General features: G+C 73.0%; 14 protein-coding genes and 1 riboswitch. Of the genes, 7 read left to right on the top strand and 7 right to left on the bottom strand.

Translation table 11 applies throughout. The features are described from left to right. Window positions 1-53: 53 nt before the first annotated feature. Window positions 54-686 carry an oligoribonuclease gene (orn, locus tag EIW28_RS18415; protein WP_232014044.1) on the bottom strand — a complete coding sequence of 211 codons (633 nt, stop codon included), beginning with the start codon at window positions 684-686 and terminating at the stop codon, window positions 54-56. Between the two features lie 603 nt (window positions 687-1289). On the opposite strand from orn, the gene EIW28_RS18410 reads away from it, so the two are divergent. Next, window positions 1290-2246: a sigma-70 family RNA polymerase sigma factor gene (locus EIW28_RS18410; protein WP_125249186.1), complete on the top strand. Its 957-nt coding sequence runs from the start codon at window positions 1290-1292 to the stop codon at window positions 2244-2246. A 167-nt stretch (window positions 2247-2413) separates the two neighbouring features. On the opposite strand, the gene EIW28_RS18405 is transcribed toward EIW28_RS18410, so the two are convergent. The 3 genes from EIW28_RS18405 to EIW28_RS18395 form a co-directional block, all read right to left on the bottom strand. Next, window positions 2414-3397 (bottom strand): C40 family peptidase, encoded by a 984-nt coding sequence (locus EIW28_RS18405; protein WP_158630460.1) that lies wholly within the window; start codon window positions 3395-3397, stop codon window positions 2414-2416. Between the two features lie 7 nt (window positions 3398-3404). Further along, window positions 3405-3561: riboswitch (cyclic di-AMP (ydaO/yuaA leader) on the bottom strand. A 432-nt stretch (window positions 3562-3993) separates the two neighbouring features. Further along, a complete protein-coding gene (locus EIW28_RS18400) occupies window positions 3994-4803 on the bottom strand; it encodes a spermidine synthase (protein WP_125249184.1) in 810 nt (269 codons plus the stop codon). 50 nt (window positions 4804-4853) lie between these two features. Further along, window positions 4854-5510, bottom strand: coding sequence for a MerR family transcriptional regulator (locus EIW28_RS18395; RefSeq protein ID WP_125249183.1), 657 nt, complete (start codon window positions 5508-5510; stop codon window positions 4854-4856). A gap of 171 nt (window positions 5511-5681) precedes the next feature. Between EIW28_RS18395 and EIW28_RS18390 the strand changes: the two genes are divergently transcribed. Next, entirely contained in the window at window positions 5682-7232 is a 1551-nt protein-coding gene (locus tag EIW28_RS18390; protein ID WP_158630459.1) for a heparinase II/III domain-containing protein, read from the top strand. On the opposite strand, the gene EIW28_RS18385 is transcribed toward EIW28_RS18390, so the two are convergent. Then, entirely contained in the window at window positions 7170-8906 is a 1737-nt protein-coding gene (locus EIW28_RS18385; protein ID WP_125249181.1) for a SulP family inorganic anion transporter, read from the bottom strand. The genes EIW28_RS18390 and EIW28_RS18385 overlap by 63 nt on opposite strands. Window positions 8907-8995: 89 nt before the next feature. Here EIW28_RS18385 and EIW28_RS18380 point away from each other — a divergent pair, with 89 nt between their 5' ends. After that, complete coding sequence (locus tag EIW28_RS18380) at window positions 8996-9406, top strand: hypothetical protein (RefSeq protein ID WP_125249180.1); 411 nt, start codon at window positions 8996-8998, stop codon at window positions 9404-9406. Continuing rightward, window positions 9403-9891, top strand: a complete 489-nt coding sequence (locus tag EIW28_RS18375) for a hypothetical protein (protein WP_125249179.1) — start codon at window positions 9403-9405, stop codon at window positions 9889-9891. The genes EIW28_RS18380 and EIW28_RS18375 overlap by 4 nt, the downstream gene beginning before the upstream one ends. Here EIW28_RS18375 and EIW28_RS18370 read toward each other — a convergent pair. After that, window positions 9810-10805: a GNAT family N-acetyltransferase gene (locus EIW28_RS18370; RefSeq protein WP_125249178.1), complete on the bottom strand. Its 996-nt coding sequence runs from the start codon at window positions 10803-10805 to the stop codon at window positions 9810-9812. The genes EIW28_RS18375 and EIW28_RS18370 overlap by 82 nt on opposite strands. Before the next feature lie 98 nt (window positions 10806-10903). Between EIW28_RS18370 and fdxA the strand changes: the two genes are divergently transcribed. Then, on the top strand, window positions 10904-11224 hold the full coding sequence (gene fdxA, locus EIW28_RS18365; RefSeq protein ID WP_125249177.1) for a ferredoxin: 321 nt from the start codon (window positions 10904-10906) through the stop codon (window positions 11222-11224). A gap of 4 nt (window positions 11225-11228) precedes the next feature. Continuing rightward, window positions 11229-12344 (top strand): succinyldiaminopimelate transaminase, encoded by a 1116-nt coding sequence (dapC, locus tag EIW28_RS18360; protein ID WP_125249176.1) that lies wholly within the window; start codon window positions 11229-11231, stop codon window positions 12342-12344. A 55-nt stretch (window positions 12345-12399) separates the two neighbouring features. On the opposite strand, the gene EIW28_RS18355 is transcribed toward dapC, so the two are convergent. Further along, complete coding sequence (locus EIW28_RS18355) at window positions 12400-12861, bottom strand: hypothetical protein (protein WP_125249175.1); 462 nt, start codon at window positions 12859-12861, stop codon at window positions 12400-12402. 298 nt (window positions 12862-13159) lie between these two features. Here EIW28_RS18355 and EIW28_RS25480 point away from each other — a divergent pair, with 298 nt between their 5' ends. Next, window positions 13160-16147 carry an ATP-binding protein gene (locus EIW28_RS25480; protein WP_158630458.1) on the top strand — a complete coding sequence of 996 codons (2988 nt, stop codon included), beginning with the start codon at window positions 13160-13162 and terminating at the stop codon, window positions 16145-16147. Window positions 16148-16228 lie beyond the last annotated feature (81 nt).

Here is a 16228-nt window from a genome sequence, read left to right as displayed (position 1 = left end):
GGGCTTCAACAAGGAAGCCGGGGACAATAATAGCCACTGAGCCCCGAGTGGTGTCAACGGGGTTGGGTGTTCGGGGTCTCACCGGGCGCCTCGACCAGCGTCGCGGCGGCCGCCTTCGCCTCCTCGCTCGTCGGCCCGGGCAGGCCCACGAACACGGTGCGGCGGTAGTACTCCAGCTCCTTCACGCTCTCCTTGATGTCGGCGAGCGCGCGGTGGGCGAGGCCCTTCGGCGGCTGGTTGTAGTAGACGCGCGGGTACCAGCGCCGGGTCAGCTCCTTGATGGACGACACGTCGATCATGCGGTAGTGCAGGTGGTCGTCCAGGCGCGGCATGTACTTGGCGATGAACGTGCGGTCCGTGGCGATCGAGTTGCCGCACAACGGAGCCGTGCGCGCCTCTGGCACGTGCTGCTTGATGTACTGGAGGACCGCGTCCTCGGCCTCGGCGAGGGAGATGCGGGAGGCCCGCACCTCGTCGGTGAGCCCGGACTTGGCGTGCATGTCGGCCACGAACGCGCCCATGTTCTCGAGCGTCGCCGGGTCGCACGCGATGACGATGTCGAGCCCGGCGTCCAGAGGGGTCAGGTCCGGTTCGGTGACGAGCACGGCGATCTCGATGAGGGCTTCGACGTCGGGGTCGAGACCGGTCATCTCGCAGTCGACCCAGACAAGGCGTTCTTCTGTCACCCGGCCAACTCTACGCGCGCGGGTCACGGGCGTGATCTTCGTACCACGCCGCTGGAACCCGCCCCGCGGAGCCGCCGGGAGGTTCACACTGAAGGAACGAGGGGTGCTCGGAATCCGACCCTCAACTGCTGGGAAAGGTGTTGCTCGTCACCGCTACCGTCCGCTATGGTGCGGATATCAGAGCGTCGCCGCCTTCCCGGCCGGGAAACACGTGATTCGGGCCGCAAAGAGATGATCTCTCAACTTTTTCAAGGTAAGGCGCGTGTACCCCTAGAGATTGAAGGTTTGCGATGAAGCAGGCCGGAAACGATACCGTGACCAGGACTCGGATCGCCCCACCACGACGCTGGTGAGGTGATCTCCGTCTCAGAGGCATCATGAGCGTTCCCCGCGCCCGTCCCAGTGACAGGAGCCGTGAACCGAGCATAGCCCGAGAGACCGGTTTGCGGGATTGTGCGACCACCCGAAAGGGCACCCGTTCGCATCGATTCCGTAACCGTGGCGCATCGAACACCGGGGCACGGAATTCCACGCAACGAAGCGGTCGTTGTAACTGGTACACCGTTCACGCGGTGTCGGGGGACGAGGAAGCTGGAGGAGACCTTGAGCGTGGAGACTACGACAACACCCACCCTCACCACCGAAGAGGTCGCTGAGGAACGAGACCTTGTAGGTGTGTACCTGCACGAGATCTCGAAGACGCCGCTGCTTGACGCCGCCGCCGAGGTCGACCTCGCGAAGGCCGTCGAGGCGGGTCTGTTCGCGAAGCACCTGCTCGGCGAGGGGGACACCTTCGGCGACGCCACCGAGAAGGAGCTCAAGCGCCTGATCGAGGACGGCGCTCGCGCGAAGGAGCAGTTCATCAAGGCGAACCTGCGGCTGGTCGTCTCGATCGCCCGCCGGTACGTCCGCTCCGGTATGCCGATGCTCGACCTGATCCAGGAGGGCAACACCGGCCTGGTCCGCGCCGTGGAGAAGTTCGACTACGCGCGCGGCTTCAAGTTCTCGACCTACGCCACGTGGTGGATCCGCCAGGCCATCAGCCGCGCGATCGCCCAGCAGGAGCGCACCGTGCGCCTGCCGGTGCACCTGGTCGAGGACGTGAACAGGATGCGCAACGTGACCCGCCAGCTCACCCGTGAGCTCGGCGGCGACCCCGAACCCGACCAGGTGGCCGCCGCGCTCGGCGTCACGGTCGAGCGGGTCAACGAGCTCATCCGCTGGAGCCAGGACACCGTCTCGCTGGACACGCCGATCGGCGACGACGGCGACACCAACCTCGGCGACCTGGTCGCCGACTCCGACGAGCCCAGCCCCGAGGACGTCGTCCTCGCCGGCATGGAGCGCCAGCGCATCGAGATGATGCTCAACCACCTCGACGAGCGCTCGGCCGGCATCGTCAAGGCCCGCTATGGGCTCGAAGACGGCCGCGAGCACTCGCTCACCGAGGTCGCGCACCGGTTCCACCTGTCGCGCGAGCGCATCCGCCAGCTGGAGATCCAGGCCCTGGCCCGCCTCAAGGAGCTCGCCAACGACCAGGTCATGGCCGAAGCGGCTTGAATGCGCAGGCGCTAGGGAATCCCGAGGAAGCAGAACGAACGGCCGAGGGCCGGGGCGAAAGCCCCGGCCCTCGGCCGTCGTCGTGTTCGGTTGTCGCACCGGCCGGGCACGCTTGCAAGCGGGGGCGGGTGCGAACGCGAGCGCTGCTCGCGCGGAGCGGGCTCCGGTCAGACGCGGCGGTAGCCGTCGATCGACATGCCCATGTCGAGGTCCGAGATCTTCACGACGTCGCCCGGCTTGGGCGCGTGGATGACCTGGCCGTCGCCGATGTACATGGCGACGTGGCCCTGGCCGTTGTAGAAGACCAGGTCGCCCGGCTGGAGCTCGTCGCGGCTGATCGCGCTGGTCTCGTCCCACATCGCCCACGTGGAGTGGGTCAGGGAGACGCCCGAGACGCCGTAGGCGCCGGCGATGAGGCCGGAGCAGTCCCACGTGTCGGGGCCGGCGGCGCCGAACACGTAGGACTCGCCGAGCTGGTCCTTCGCGAACTGGACGGCGGCGGTGGCGGCGTCGGCGCTGTACTCGGCCGTCGAGCCGGAATCGGAGGAGGACGAGGCGGACTCGCTCTCGGCCTCCGCTTCGGCCTCGGCAGCGGCGGCTGCCTCGGCCTCGGCCTCGGCGGCCTCGTCGTACGCGGCCTCGGCCTCGTCGATCTGCGCGTCGAGCTCCTCGACCTGGGCTTCGAGGGCCGCGATCTGCGGTTCGAGCTGGTCGGCGGTCTCGGTGGCGGCCTCGGCCTCGGCGTACTTGTCGGACTGCTCCTGCGCGTACTCGACGAGGGTGGAGACCTTGGCGCCGAGTTCGTCCTCGGCGGATTCGACCGCGGCGGTGACGTCGAGGAGCTGGGCGCCGGTGGTGCCGTAGTCCTCGGTGGCGGCGGTGATGACGGCCTGCGCGGCGGTGAGCTGCGTCTGGAGACCGGTGAGGGAGGTGGCGGCGTCGTCTCGCCGGGCTTCGAGGTCCTCGAGGTGGGCCTCGATCTCGGCGGCCGACGCGGTGTCGTACTCGATGTCCGCCGCGTGGGCGCGGCTGCCGGCGAAGGCCGTCACGAGCCCGACTGTGGCGACGGTGACGCCGGTGTAGGCGGCGATGCGGCGGAGGATCGCGCCGGCGCGCGATCGGTGTTCGATGTCTGTGCAGGCTTGAGCCACCAGGTGGCCTTTCTTCCTCGGCCGCCTACCGGGTTAGCTGTCGGGTTCGGGCAGGGAAGGTGCCCTACCCGCGCAGGCGCTGCCTGAGCGGGATTCACCCCGTGCGCCGCCTGCATGGGGGAGCGGCGCGGCTGGGTCCCCGGCCCGCGCGGCGGTGTCTCGCCCTGCACCGGGAGGAACGGGCGTCATGCGCTGCGCGGCTCGGCGGTCCGGACGGGTGGGTCTCTGGGGGAGCCCTGAGGACCCGACCGGAACAGCCGCCGACGCTAGTGCAAGGTGACCCGGATCGCCAAGTCCGCTGTGAGCGCCTTCACGCGCCGGGATCGGACACCGGGGACGGGTGGGGAGACAGGGTCGCTATCCAGCGGGTTTATTGGCCGAACGGTCGACCTGCGGGTGGACCGTCCGCCGGGACGGTTCGCGAGGGGCGCTCGCATCGGGAGTCGCCCCCGCTTGCAAGCCTCTCTCGGAGGTGTGACAGGTGGTGGCACGGGCGCGAATGTGCCTCGCGTTCGTACCCGCCCCCGCTTGCAAGCGTGCCCGACGGGTGCGACAGGGCCGGGCCGGTGGGGGCGGGCGGCCGGGGGTGTCGGGGTTCAGAAGCTCCGCAGCGAGCGCGGCGGGGGCGGGGACTGGATTGCGGTGGCGTCGGTGGCCGGGGCGGCGCCCGCGATGTACTCGCGCAGTTCGGCGCCCTCGACGACCCGGCAGGGGAAGGCCGCGCCCGCGCAGCGGCGGCGCAGGGCCGCGATCGGGAGCTCGACCCCGGAGGCCACGGCCACGACGTTCCCGAAGCGCCGCCCGCGCAGGACCGCCGGCTCGGCCATGACCGCGACGTGCGGCCACACCTCCCGCATCGCCGCGAGCGCCGGCTTGAGGAAGCGCATCTGGCCGCCGTCGCACAGGTTCACCGCGTAGTGCCCGCCCGCCCGCAGCACCCGGTTCACCCCGTGCAGGAACTCGACGCCCGTGACGTGCGCCGGGACCCGGGCCCCGTCGTAGACGTCGGTGATGACGAGCTCGTAGCTGTCCTCCGGCGCCGACTCGATCGCCTCCCGGGCGTCGGTGCGCCGGATCTTCACCTTGACGCCGCGCGGCAGCGGCGCCTCGGCGCGGACCAGCTCGATGAGCGCCTCGTTCGTCTCGACCGCCTGCTGGTACGAGCCCGGCCGCGTCGTCGCCACGTACCGCGCCATCGCGAGCCCGCCCGCGCCCAGGTGCAGCACCCGCAGCGGCCGCCTCGGCTCCGCCGCCGCGTCCACCAGGTACGCGATCCGCTGCATGTACTCCGCGTCCAGGTAGGACGGGTCGTCGAGGTCGATCGTCGCCTGCACGACCCCGTCGTTGACGAGGTGCAGCAGGTTCGGGCGGTCGGGGTCGCGGTCGAAGCGGAGAGCGTCCTGCATGGGGAGCCGTTCGTGGTCGGGGAGCGGGCGCGGCCGGCGCCGGCCGCGCTCTAGATTGTGCCCGAAGGGCCCTGCGACGCCTGCGTCCTGGCCGAGGCCGCGATGTGCGCGATGCGCCGCAGCGCCGCGAACACCGTCTCGCCCAGCACGGTCGCGACGACCGCCTGCTCGACGTCGACGCCCTCGATCCGCGTGGCCTCCGCGACCGCCTCCATGTCCGCCGACGCGAGCGCCGCCGCCGCGTCCGCGTAGTGCCCCAGCACCTCCTGCGGATCGGGATTCCCCAAGCGGTAGAACGCGGTCAGGGCCGTGACCATCGCGTCGCGGTACATCGGCGGCGCCACCTCCGCCCAGCCGTACTCGGCCAGCAGCTGGTCCACCGTGCGCTCCGCGGCCTCCGCGGTGCCCTCGCTCGCGAGCGAGAACGCCGGCTCCCGGTGCGTCGCCGCGAGCGCCGCGCCCAGCGCCTGGAACGCCGAGTCCTGATGGCGCGCAAGCACAGTGAGCACCTCGCCGATCTGCGCCACCGACAGCCCGGCGGTCTCGGAGAGCGCCCGGATCAGCGTCAGCCGGTGCACGTGCGCGGGCCCGTACTCGACCGTGTTCCCCTCGCCGTGCTCGCCCGGCTGGAGCAGGTGCTCCCGCAGGTAGTACTTGATCGTGGCGGCCGGGACGCCGGTCCGCTCCGACAGCTCGCCGATGCGCATACGAGGGAGTCTATGACGGAATGCGCGCCCGCGTTACCGTTGAGCCACGGCAGGAACCCCCGCCTTCATCACCCCGCTCGGAAAGGCGACGGCCAATGCGCGACCACCGGCACCCGCCGCCCCGCCCCAAGCTCCCCCCGCTCGCCACCCCCGAACCCGAACGGCTGCGCCATGCTTGACCTCCGTACCGCCCTCCTCGAAGAGCTCCGCGAGATCGCGGCGCAGCCGGTGCCGCCGTTCGACCCGGCGCTCGCCGACGACTTCGCCGCCACCGGGCGCCGCCTGCCGTATGAGACCCAGTACTTCGCGCGCCGCCGCCACCTCGCCGCGCTCGCCGTCGCCGGGGAGGCCGCCGCGCTCTCCTCCCTCATCAAGGACGTCTGCCAGGAGCGCTCCTGGGCCCTGCCCGCCCACTGGGGCGAGGACTTCGACCCGCGCACCTGCGTCGACCTGTTCGCGTGCGAGACCGCGCAGACCCTCGCCGAGATCCTGCGCCTGCGCGAGGACGTCGAGGGCCGCGAGCAGGTCGAGGCCGAGATCCGCGAGCGCGTCCTCGACCCGTTCTTCGAGGCCGAGTTCCCGTTCTGGTGGGAGATGCGGATCTCGAACTGGACCGCCGTGTGTGCCGGCGCCGCCGGGATGGCCGCGCTCGCGCTCGGGTACGACATCGACCAGATCCGCGGCCGCGTCCTCCCCGCCCTCCAGAGCTACCTGTTCTCCTTCGGCCCCGACGGCGGCTGCGTCGAGGGCGTCTACTACTGGATCTACGGCTTCGGCTACTTCACCTACTTCGCGGAGGCGTGGCGCGAGGCCACCGGCGAGGACCTCCTCGAAGGGAACGAGGCCATCGCCGCGTTCCCGGCCCGCGCCCAGCTCTACCCCGGGTCCTTCGCGACCTTCGGCGACACCGAGGGCGACCCGCTGCTCCCGGCCGGGCTCTTCACCCGCCTCCACGACCGGCTCGGCGTCGACCTGCCCGCCGCCTCCCGCCCGCAGCGGTTCGCCGACGACGAGTGCGCGCGCTGGGCCCCGCTCACCCGCACCCTCGCCTGGGGCCGGCCCCTCCCCGAGGAGGTCGCGCCCGCCCGGACCCTCCTGCCCGAGGTCGGCTGGTTCGTCGAGCGCCGCCGCATCGGCCGGCGGATGTGGGCGCTCGCCGTCAAGGGCGGCTACAACGAGGAGCCCCACAACCACCTCGACCTCGGCTCGTTCATCATCGCCGTCGACGGAGAGCAGCTGCTGTGCGACCCCGGGTCCGGCGAGTACACCGCCGCGTACTTCGGCGAGGAGCGGTACGAGCAGGTCCACCCCTCGGCCGCCTGGCACTCCGTGCCCACCGTCGAGGGGGCCGCGCAGCAGCCCGGCGAGGACTCGCGCGCCGAGCTCGTCGACGGCCCCGCGGGCGTCGAGGTCTACGTCGACGCGTACGGCGACGGCGCCCTCATCCGCAAGTTCGCGTGGACCGGGGACGGGATCGCCCTGGGCGACTTCGGACCCGAGATCACCGAGTCGTTCGTCAGCCGCATCCGGCCCGAACTCGAAGGCGACCGCGCCGTCTGGACCGGCGAGCGCGGCACCGTCGTCCTCCACGGCGTCAACCCCGAGGACGCCGTCGTCGACTCGGTCGACACCGCCGACCACCGCGGTGTCCGCGACCGGCTATGGGCGCTCCGCTTCGGCCTCCCCGCGGAGTCCCCCGGCCTCCGCTTCGAGCTGCTCTAGGAGCCCGTCGGCCTTGAGGCGCCGCCGGGCCGCCGCGATCGCCTCGCTGGTGTGCTCGAACAGGCGGCCCTGCTGCCACAGCGGCTCCAGGACGCCGAGCGCCTCGAGGGGCTTGGCGTGCACCGGCTCCAGGCCCGAGAGGTAGACGGCGATGCCGCGGTGCTCCAGGCGCTTGACCGCGTCCGCCAGGACCATCGCCCCCGACGCGTCCATCGTGGACACCCGGCTCATGCGCAGGACCACCACGCGCACGTCCGCCACGTCGAGCAGCTGGAGCAGGAACCGGTGCGCCGCCGCGAAGAACAGCGGCCCCTCCAGCCGGTAGGCCACGATGTGCTCGTGGAGCAGCGCCGCCTCCTCGTCGTGGTGATCGCCGTGGTCGATCGGCTCCTCCTCGACCGACACCGACCGCGAGATCCGCCCCAGCGCCAGCAGGCCCGCCAGCGCGATCCCCACCGCGACCGCCCACACCAGGTTGAACAGCACCGTCGCCGCGAGCGTCAGCCACATGACCGCCGCGTCCGCGCGCGTCGACCGCGCCAGCGCCAGCATCGAGCCGACCTCGATCATCCGGATCGACGTCGCGATGAGCACGCCCGCGAGCGCCGCCAGCGGCACGTGCGCGACCAGCGGCGCCAGCGCGAGCATCATGAGCGCCAGCACGAGCGCGTGCGTGAGCGAGGCGAGCCGCCCGGCCGCGCCCGACCTGACGTTCACCGCCGTGCGCGCCAGCGCCCCCGAGGACGGCATGCCGCCGAAGAACGGCGTCACCAGGTTCGCCACGCCCTGCCCGAAGAGCTCCCGGTCCGGGTTGTGGTGCTGGTCCACGGTCATGTTGTCCGCGACCGTGGCCGACAGGAGCGACTCGAGCGCGCACAGGGCGCAGATCGCGATCGCGGCCGCCACGAGTTCGGGCGCCTCCGAGGCGAAGTCGAGGAACCCGGCCTCGGGGGCCGGGATCGTGCGCGGGAGCGACCCGATGACCGCGACGTCGAGCTCCGCGAACCACACCGCCGCCGTCGCCGCGACGACCGCCAGGAGCGGCGTGGGGATCTGCGAGTGCAGGCGCGAGCCGAGGAGGATCGCCGCGACCACCCCGCCCGCGACCGCGACCGGCGCCCAGTCCGGCGCCGCCGCGAACGTCCGCAGCGATTCCCAAGCGCCCGTGAGCAGGTGCGCGTTCTGCGTCGGCAGCCCCAGCGAGGGCGGCAGCTGCTGCACCGCGATCACGATCGCGACGCCCGCGGTGAAGCCCTCGACCACCGGGACGGGCACGTACCGCGCGTACCGGCCCGCGCCGCCGACCGCGAGCGCGATGAGCATGACGCCGGCCATGATCCCCACGAGCATCACGCCGGTGTGCGAGTGCGTGGCCGCCAGCGGCACCAGGACCACGGCCATCGTCCCGGTCGGGCCGGAGACCTGGAGGTTCGAGCCGCCGAGGAGGGCCGCCAGGACCCCGGCGATGATGGAGGTGATGAGGCCCGCGAAGGCCCCCAGGCCCGAGGCGATCCCGAAGCCCAGGGCCAGCGGCAGCGCGACGACCGCGACGGTGAGCCCGGCGAGGAGGTCGGTGTGCCAGTGGCGGCGGACGTGCGCGAAGTCGGACCGTTCGGGAAACAGCTGTCGGAATCGTCGGCGTTTCGTGGCAGTTGTCTCTCGTGTCGTGGTCATGAGCGTATTGTCCCGTCCGGCGGGAGGGCAGCGGGCCTCCAACGCGCCGGGGCGGCGCCCGGTTCGCTTGCTGCCGTAGGATCGCCACCGTGCGTGCGAGAGGTCTGGAGACGGCAGTCCGCGCCGGCGGCGCGGTCGTCGCGGCGGCCGCGGCGGTCCTCGCCGCCCTGATCGAATCGTTCCTGGTCCCCACCTACTGGGACGGCGTCGCGATCCCGCTCGCGGGGGCGCTCGCGTTCGCCGGGAACTGGTCGCTCGCCGCGCTGGCGGTGTGGTGGACCGGCAGCCGCTGGGGCGCGCTGCTCACCTCGATCGCCTGGTTCGGGGTGGTCCTGGCCGCCTCGATGCCCACGTCCGCCGGCTCGCTGGTGGTCGGCAGTGGGCTCAACGGCTACGCGCTGCTCCTGGCCGGTACCGCCGGGATCGCCGTCGCGCTGTGGCGGTATTTTCGTCCCAGACCGCAGCAAGCCCCCTCCGCTCCGAAGGAGTCCCGACAGTGACCCTCCTCAGCCGCCTCCTGATGCCGCACTGGCCCTCGATCTACGGTTTCGCGCTGGGCCTGATCGCCGCGAACCTCGGCGGCCGGATCGCCTCGAACGTGTGGGGCGAGGGCACCGCGATCGGCGACCTGGTGGGCGTGTACACGTTCGGCGCGATGGCCGCGGTCGCGGTCACGGCCGGCATCTGGTGGGGCGTGCGGCGCCGCCGCCAGGAGATCACCGGCGAGCTCCTCGTCATCTTCCTCATCGCGACCCTGTTCGCGGTCCTGGTGAACCCGCTCATCGCGCGCGTCGACTACCCGGACCTCCAGGGCGTCTTCTCGCAGGTCCCGATCTACTTCGCGCTCCTGGCGGTGTCGGGCTGGGTCGGCTACCTCATCGTGACGGCGCTCGGCGTCGACCACTACGGCCGCGAGCTCAAGGCCACCAAGCTCGCGTTCGAGCGCAAGGCGAACCCGGCCAAGAAGGCCGCCGCTAAGGCCTGACCGACCCGGTAGCGGTACCGGTAGCGCTCGGCGTAGCCGAGCCGCCGGTACATCGCGATCGCCGGCGCGTTGTCGGCCTCCACCTGGAGGGCGGCGCGCGCCGCTCCCCGCGCCGCGCCCCACGCCTCGAGGGCGGCCAGGACCTCGGTGCCGAGCCCCTGCCGGCGGTGCGCCTCGCTCGTGCCGATGTTGGTGAGCGCCAGGAGGTCTCCGGCCGTCGCGCCGCGTCCGCGGGCGATCAGCGCGCCGCCGCGGCGGATCTCGGCGTACCCGCGGTCCGGTCCGGACCCGAGGACCCGCGCGGCCACGGCCTCGCGGGCGCCGCGCGCGGTCTGCGCCAGGAACTCCGGGCTCGGCGCGTCGGTCACGACTGCCTCGCCGCGGTATCCGCTCCCGTTGAGCGCCTTGACCATCACGACGGTGTCCAGCTGCGGCTCCCAGCCGCGGGCGGCGAGCTCGTCCTCCAGGCGCCGCGTCACCGGCCCGGCCGTGGAGAACTTCGGAGGCAGGCCCCGCGCGGCGTACCAGGCCTCGACGGCGGCCACGGCCGCGTCGGTGCCGCCCTCGGGGGCCGTCAGCGCCAGGACCGAGTTCGCGCGGTTGGTGAACCCCTCGGCGGCGCGGAGCACCCACCCGCCGAGCCGCTCGGTCTCGACCGCGGGCCACGTCTCGGCGAGGAGCCGCTCGGTGGCGACGATCTCGGAGAACGGGGTCGGCTTCGGCGGGATCGCGCGCGCCGCCACGACCGTGCCGGGCGCCACGGCGACCTCCGTCCCGGGCCCGGTGCGGATCCGCCACACGGCCCCGGCCTCGACGAGTTCCCCGGTGACGTCCCTGAAGCGGCCGCCGCGCTCGGGCTCGGCCAGGCGGACGCGGACGGCGACCCGCCGTCCCACGTGTTCCGGTCCCAACATCTGGGGGCACCCCTATCCTTCGGGTCCGCTTGCCGAAATAAGCTTTAGGCTCATCACAGCGCAGTCCGCCCGACCGCGCTCCGTAGGAAGGACGACTCGTGACTTACGTTATCGCCGAGCCGTGTGTGGATGTCCTCGACAAGGCGTGCATCGAAGAGTGCCCGGTCGACTGCATCTACGAAGGCAACCGGATGCTCTACATCCACCCGGACGAGTGCGTCGACTGCGGTGCATGCGAGCCGGTGTGCCCGGTCGAGGCGATCTTCTACGAGGACGACGTCCCGGACGAGTGGGCCCCGTACACCAAGGCCAACGTCGACTTCTTCGACGAGCTCGGCAGCCCCGGCGGCGCCTCGAAGGTCGGCAAGATCGACAAGGACGACCCGTTCGTGGCCGAGCAGCCCGCGAAAGAGGAGTAGCCCGATGGCGCTGCGCCGCCTCCACAGCTCCTCCCCGGCGCGGCGGCTGCCGCGCTTCCCCTGGGACCGCATGGCCCCGTACAAGGAGCGCGCGGCCGCGCACGCCGACGGCCTGGTCGACCTCACCGTCGGCGCGCCCGTCGACGCGGTGCCCGACTCGATCCAGCGGGCGCTCCACGACGCCGCCGCGATCCCCGGCTACCCGACCGTGGCCGGTCCGCCCGAGCTCGCCGCCGCGATGCGCTCGTGGCTGCACCGCCACACCGGGGTCGCCGAGGACGTCGCGGTGCTCCCCACCGTGGGCTCGAAGGAACTGGTCGCGAACCTCCCGTTCCAGCTCGGCATCGGCCCCGGCGAGGCCGTCGCCTACCCCGAGATCGCCTACCCCACGTACGAGATCGGCGCGATCCTCGCCAAGGCCGAGCCCGTCCCGGTCGCCGACCCGCGCGACGCGGCCGGGTCCCGGCTGCGCCTGGCGTGGATCAACTACCCGACGAACCCGACCGGCGAGACCGCCTCGGTCGAGCGGCTGCGCGAGCTGGTCCGCTGGGCCCGCGAGAGCGGCATCGTCCTCGCCAGCGACGAGTGCTACCTGACGCTCGGCTGGGACGAGGAGCGCCCGCCCGTGTCCGTCCTCGACCCGCGCGTCAACGACGGCGACCTCACCGGCCTGCTGGCCGCGCACTCGCTGTCGAAGCGCTCGAACCTGGCCGGGTACCGCTCCGCGTTCCTCGCCGGGGACCCCGCGCTCATCGCCGACCTCCTGGAGATCCGCCGCCACGCGGGCTTCATGGTCCCGTGGGCGGTGCAGCGGGCCACGATCGCCGCGCTCCACGACGAGGAGCACGCGATCGAGCAGCGCGCCCGCTACGGCCGCCGCCGCGAGGTCCTGCGGGCCGCCGTCGAGTCCGCCGGGTTCCGCGTCGACCACTCCGAGGCCGGCCTGTACCTGTGGGCCACCCGCGGCGAGGACTGCTGGGACTCCGTCTCCTGGCTGGCCGACCGCGGCATCCTCGCCGCGGCGGGGGAGTTCTACGGCGCCAAGGGGAACCGGCACGTGCGCCTGTCCCTGACCGCCACCGACGAGGCGGTCGCGGACGCCGCGCAGCGCCTGAAGTGAGCACGCGGAAGGGGCCCGCGGCCGGCACGGCCGCGGGCCCCTTCCGCGTCTGCGGCTAGTTCGCCGGGACCGGCAGGTCGGCCGGCGGGTCGACCGGCACCTCCGGCAGGTTCGCCAGGGCCGCCTGGCACTTGTCGTTCAGCGCCGTGATGTCGGGCAGCGGCGCGTCGCCGCCCGGCGCCGGCGGGGCCGGCAGCGGCAGGCCCGGCAGCTGCTCGCCGGCCGGAGCGGGCAGCGGCGGCGCGGCGCCCCCGAGCTTGTCGAGCAGGTCCGTGACGCAGGTGAGCAGCGCCGGCAGGTCCGCCAGGGCGGCCGGGTCCGGCAGCCCTCCCGGCAGCGGCACGCCCGGCAGCTGCTCGCCCGCGACGGCCTGGACCGGCTCGGCGGTGGTCCCGGCCGCGCTCACCGCCGGCGCGCCGACGAGCATGAGCGCCGGGACGGCGAGGCCGACGACGGCGGCCCGCCAGGTCTTCTTGGGAGTCTGGACTCGTGCTTCGTTGAACATGGACTCGGCCATGGAATTGCTCCTGTGGATCGTCGGCGCCCCGGCTCAGGTGCGGTCCTGCCTTCAAAGGCCGCCAGTGGGGACGGCCCCGACCGCCCGTCGACACCAGGACGCCTAACTTTCCGTAGGACTTTATGTACTCAACGTAACTTCCGGGTCGCTTCGGCGAAACCGGCGGGGCAAATACTGGAATCCTCGCTTATGGACCCCCGCTGAACAGGGGCAAAGCCCGGAAAACCCATCGTCGGAATCCCGACAGTCCGCTCCGAACCGGGTGGCGGGCGTCGGACCCGTCGGCCACACTGGTCGGGTGACTGACTCGCCGCTCATCGGACGCGACCATCCCGCCGCCGCCCTGCGCGCGGCCGTCGACCGCACCGCCGCGAGCCACGGCGGCCTCGTCCTCGTCGTCGGCGAGGCCGGGATCGGCAAGACGGCCCTCGTCACCGAGGCCGCGGCCGCCCGCCGCGACGACCTCCTCGTCGCCTTCGCCACCTCCTGGGAGTCCGAGGCCGTCCCCGACAACTGGCTCTGGGTCCAGGTCCTGCGCTCCCTCCGCGGCCGCCTCGGCGAGGAGCAGTGGCGGTCGCTGCGCCCCGCCCCCGCGATCGACGTGTTCCTCGGCGAGGGCGACGGCTCCCGGCCCCTCGAGTTCGAGCTCCACGACGCGGTCACCCAGCTGCTCATCAACGCCTCCCGCATCAGACCGCTCCTGATCGTCCTCGACGACCTCCACTTCTCCGACACCGCCAGCATCGAACTGCTCAAGTTCGCCTGCCAGCACACCTTCTTCGAACGCGTCCTGTTCGTCGGCACCTACCGCGACTCCGAGGTCGACCCCGGCCACCGCCTCCGCGGCCGCATGCTCCAGCTCGTCAGCAAGGCCGCCGTGGTCGGCCTCGAAGGGCTCACCGAGGACGGCGTCGCCGCCCTCGTCGAGGCCACCGCCGGCGCCGCCCCCGACCCGGACACCGTCGCCGAGATCACCCGCCGCACCGGCGGGAACCCGTTCTTCGTCGAGCAGTCCGCGCTCCTGTGGGCCTCCGGGCAGCCCGTCGACGCCACCAGCGCCGGCATGCGCGACGCCCTCCGCCGCCGCCTCGACCAGCTCCCCACCCCGATCCGCAGGATGCTCACCCTCGCCTCCGTCGGCGGCCGCGAGTTCCACGCCGGCATCATGGCCCAGGCCGCCGGCATCGACCGGTACCAGATCGAGGCCGCCCTCGACCTCGCCTGCCAGACCCGGCTCGTGCGCCGCGAGCGCGACCGGTACGTCTTCGTCCACGACCTCGTCCGCGAGACCCTCTACCACTCCATGGACCCCGCCGAGGCCGCCCACCACCACGGCTGCGTCGTGCGCGCCCTTGAAGCCGACGAGTCCCTCAAGAAGCACATGCTCGACACCGAGATCGCCCACCATGCGTGGGTCGCCGGCGACGACCTCGACCCCGAGACCGCCGTCGAGCTCATCGCCCGCGCCGGCGCGAAGTCCAGCGCCTGCATGAGCGTCGCCGGCGCCGAGAAGTACTTCCGCCGCGCCGTCGAGCGCTGCACCCCGGACATGGTGCGCCGCCGCGTCCTCCTGCGGCTCCAGCTCGCCGAGTCCGTGCGCTGGCTCAAGCGCCCCGACGAGGCCCGCGCCCTCTTCGCCGCCGCCCTCCAGGAGGCCGAGGACCACGGCGACCCGATGCTCCTCACCCGCGCCGCCATGGACGTCCCGCAGGACGAGGACCTCCCCGAGCTCATGCGCCTCAAGGCCCTCGCCTACGAGGGCCTCGCCGGCGAGCCGCCCGAGCCCGGCCTCGACCACGAGGCCCTCACCCGGCGGCTGCTGTACCGCTTCATGATCGCCGCCCGCGCCTCCGGCGACGACGAGGAGATCTCCTTCGGCCTCTGGGCCACCCACGCCGCGAACTGGGGCCCCGGCACCGCCGCGCAGCGCCAGGAGATCGTCGAGGAGCTCGCCGAGATCACCCGCCGCACCGGCGACGAGGAGATGCGCCTGCTCGCCTCCTCGCTCCGCTGGGTCGTGCTCCTGGAGCAGGGCGACCCGTCCTACACCGCGCAGCTCGCCGAGTTCCGCGCGCTCGCGGCCCTCGCCGAGTCCGACCGCTGGCAGGGCGGCTCCCTCGTCGACCAGGCCGTCATCGACATCGTCCAGGGCCGCTTCGACCGGGCCCAGTCCCTCATCGACGAGGCCGCCGACATGATCGACGACGACCGCGCCTACCTCGACCTCCTCGGCCACCTGCGCTGGGAGCTCCAGCTCGCCCGCGGCGAGGTGCCCGAGGCGAACCCGGACGTGTGGCGCTCCACGTTCGGCGACCACCACGGCGACCTCCTCGCCGGGATCGCCGCGGTGCGCCGCGGCGACGTCGAGCGGGCCCGCGGCATCCGCGAGCAGCTCGACGGCGCCCACGACCTCTTCGGCTCCTGGGAGTCCCTGCGGCTGCGCTTCGAGGCCGAGTTCGCCGTCGCCGACGGCGACCCGGACCTCGCCCGCGACCTCTACGACCGGCTCGCGCCCCACGAGGGCGAATGGCTGGTCGCCATGTGGGGCACCAGCATCAGCGGGCCCATCAGCCACTGGCTCGGCACCCTCGCGGCGTTCCTCGGCGACGCCGAGCGGGCCGCCGCGCACTTCGAGGCCGCCGTCAAGCAGGCCGAGCGGCTCGACGCCGCGCCCTGGTCGGCCCTCGCCCGCGCCGGCCTCGCCGACCTCGCGGCCCCCGCCCGGACCGGCGCCGCCGGCCCCGGCGACGTGTTCCGCCGCGACGGCGCCACCTGGACCCTCGCCTACGCCGGCACCGTCCTGCACCTGCCCCACGCGAAGGGCCTCGCCGACCTCCACGAACTGCTCTCGCGCCCCGGCGAGGAGGTCGCCGCCGCCGACCTCCTCGAACCGTCCGAGGCCGTCGCCGCCGACGCCCGCCTCGGCGGCGACGACGTCCTCGACGCCGAGTCGCGCGCCCGCTTCCGCGAGCACCTCGAGACCCTCGACGAGCAGATCGACGCCGCCGCCGCGGTCGGCGACGACGCCCGCGCCGCCGCCCTCGACGCCGAGCGCCAGGCCCTCATCGAGCACCTGAAGGCCGCCACCGGCCTCGGCGGCCGCGCCCGCCGCCTCGGCGACAACCACGAGCGGGCCCGCAAGTCCGTCACCAACCGCATCCGCAACACCCTCAAGAAGATCGAGGACGGCCACCCCGCCCTCGGCGCCCACCTGCGCGAGGCCGTCGCCACCGGCTCCTCCTGCTCCTACCGGCCCGGACCGGACGCCCCCGAGTGGACCCTGTGACGCGAAGGGGCCGGGAGGGCCGAGCCGGTCCACGGCTCGCAGGCTTCGTCGAGAAGCGCCCTCCCGGCCCCGCCGGGGTGT

It is taken from the genome of Glycomyces terrestris (assembly GCF_003933745.1).
In the GTDB taxonomy this organism is placed as follows: Bacteria; Actinomycetota; Actinomycetes; order Mycobacteriales; family Micromonosporaceae; genus Glycomyces; species Glycomyces terrestris.
Note: the sequence above shows the minus strand (reverse complement) of the source record. Positions and strands in the feature narration are given on the sequence as shown.

Coding starts and splice junctions, on each gene's coding strand:
- EIW28_RS18400 (WP_125249184.1), bottom strand. CDS start 4,803: ATGCAGGACGCTCTCCGCTTCGACCGCGACCCCGACCGCCCGAACCTG.
- EIW28_RS18395 (WP_125249183.1), bottom strand. CDS start 5,510: ATGCGCATCGGCGAGCTGTCGGAGCGGACCGGCGTCCCGGCCGCCACG.
- EIW28_RS18390 (WP_158630459.1), top strand. CDS start 5,682: ATGCTTGACCTCCGTACCGCCCTCCTCGAAGAGCTCCGCGAGATCGCG.
- EIW28_RS18385 (WP_125249181.1), bottom strand. CDS start 8,906: ATGACCACGACACGAGAGACAACTGCCACGAAACGCCGACGATTCCGA.
- EIW28_RS18370 (WP_125249178.1), bottom strand. CDS start 10,805: ATGTTGGGACCGGAACACGTGGGACGGCGGGTCGCCGTCCGCGTCCGC.
- dapC (WP_125249176.1), top strand. CDS start 11,229: ATGGCGCTGCGCCGCCTCCACAGCTCCTCCCCGGCGCGGCGGCTGCCG.
- EIW28_RS18355 (WP_125249175.1), bottom strand. CDS start 12,861: ATGGCCGAGTCCATGTTCAACGAAGCACGAGTCCAGACTCCCAAGAAG.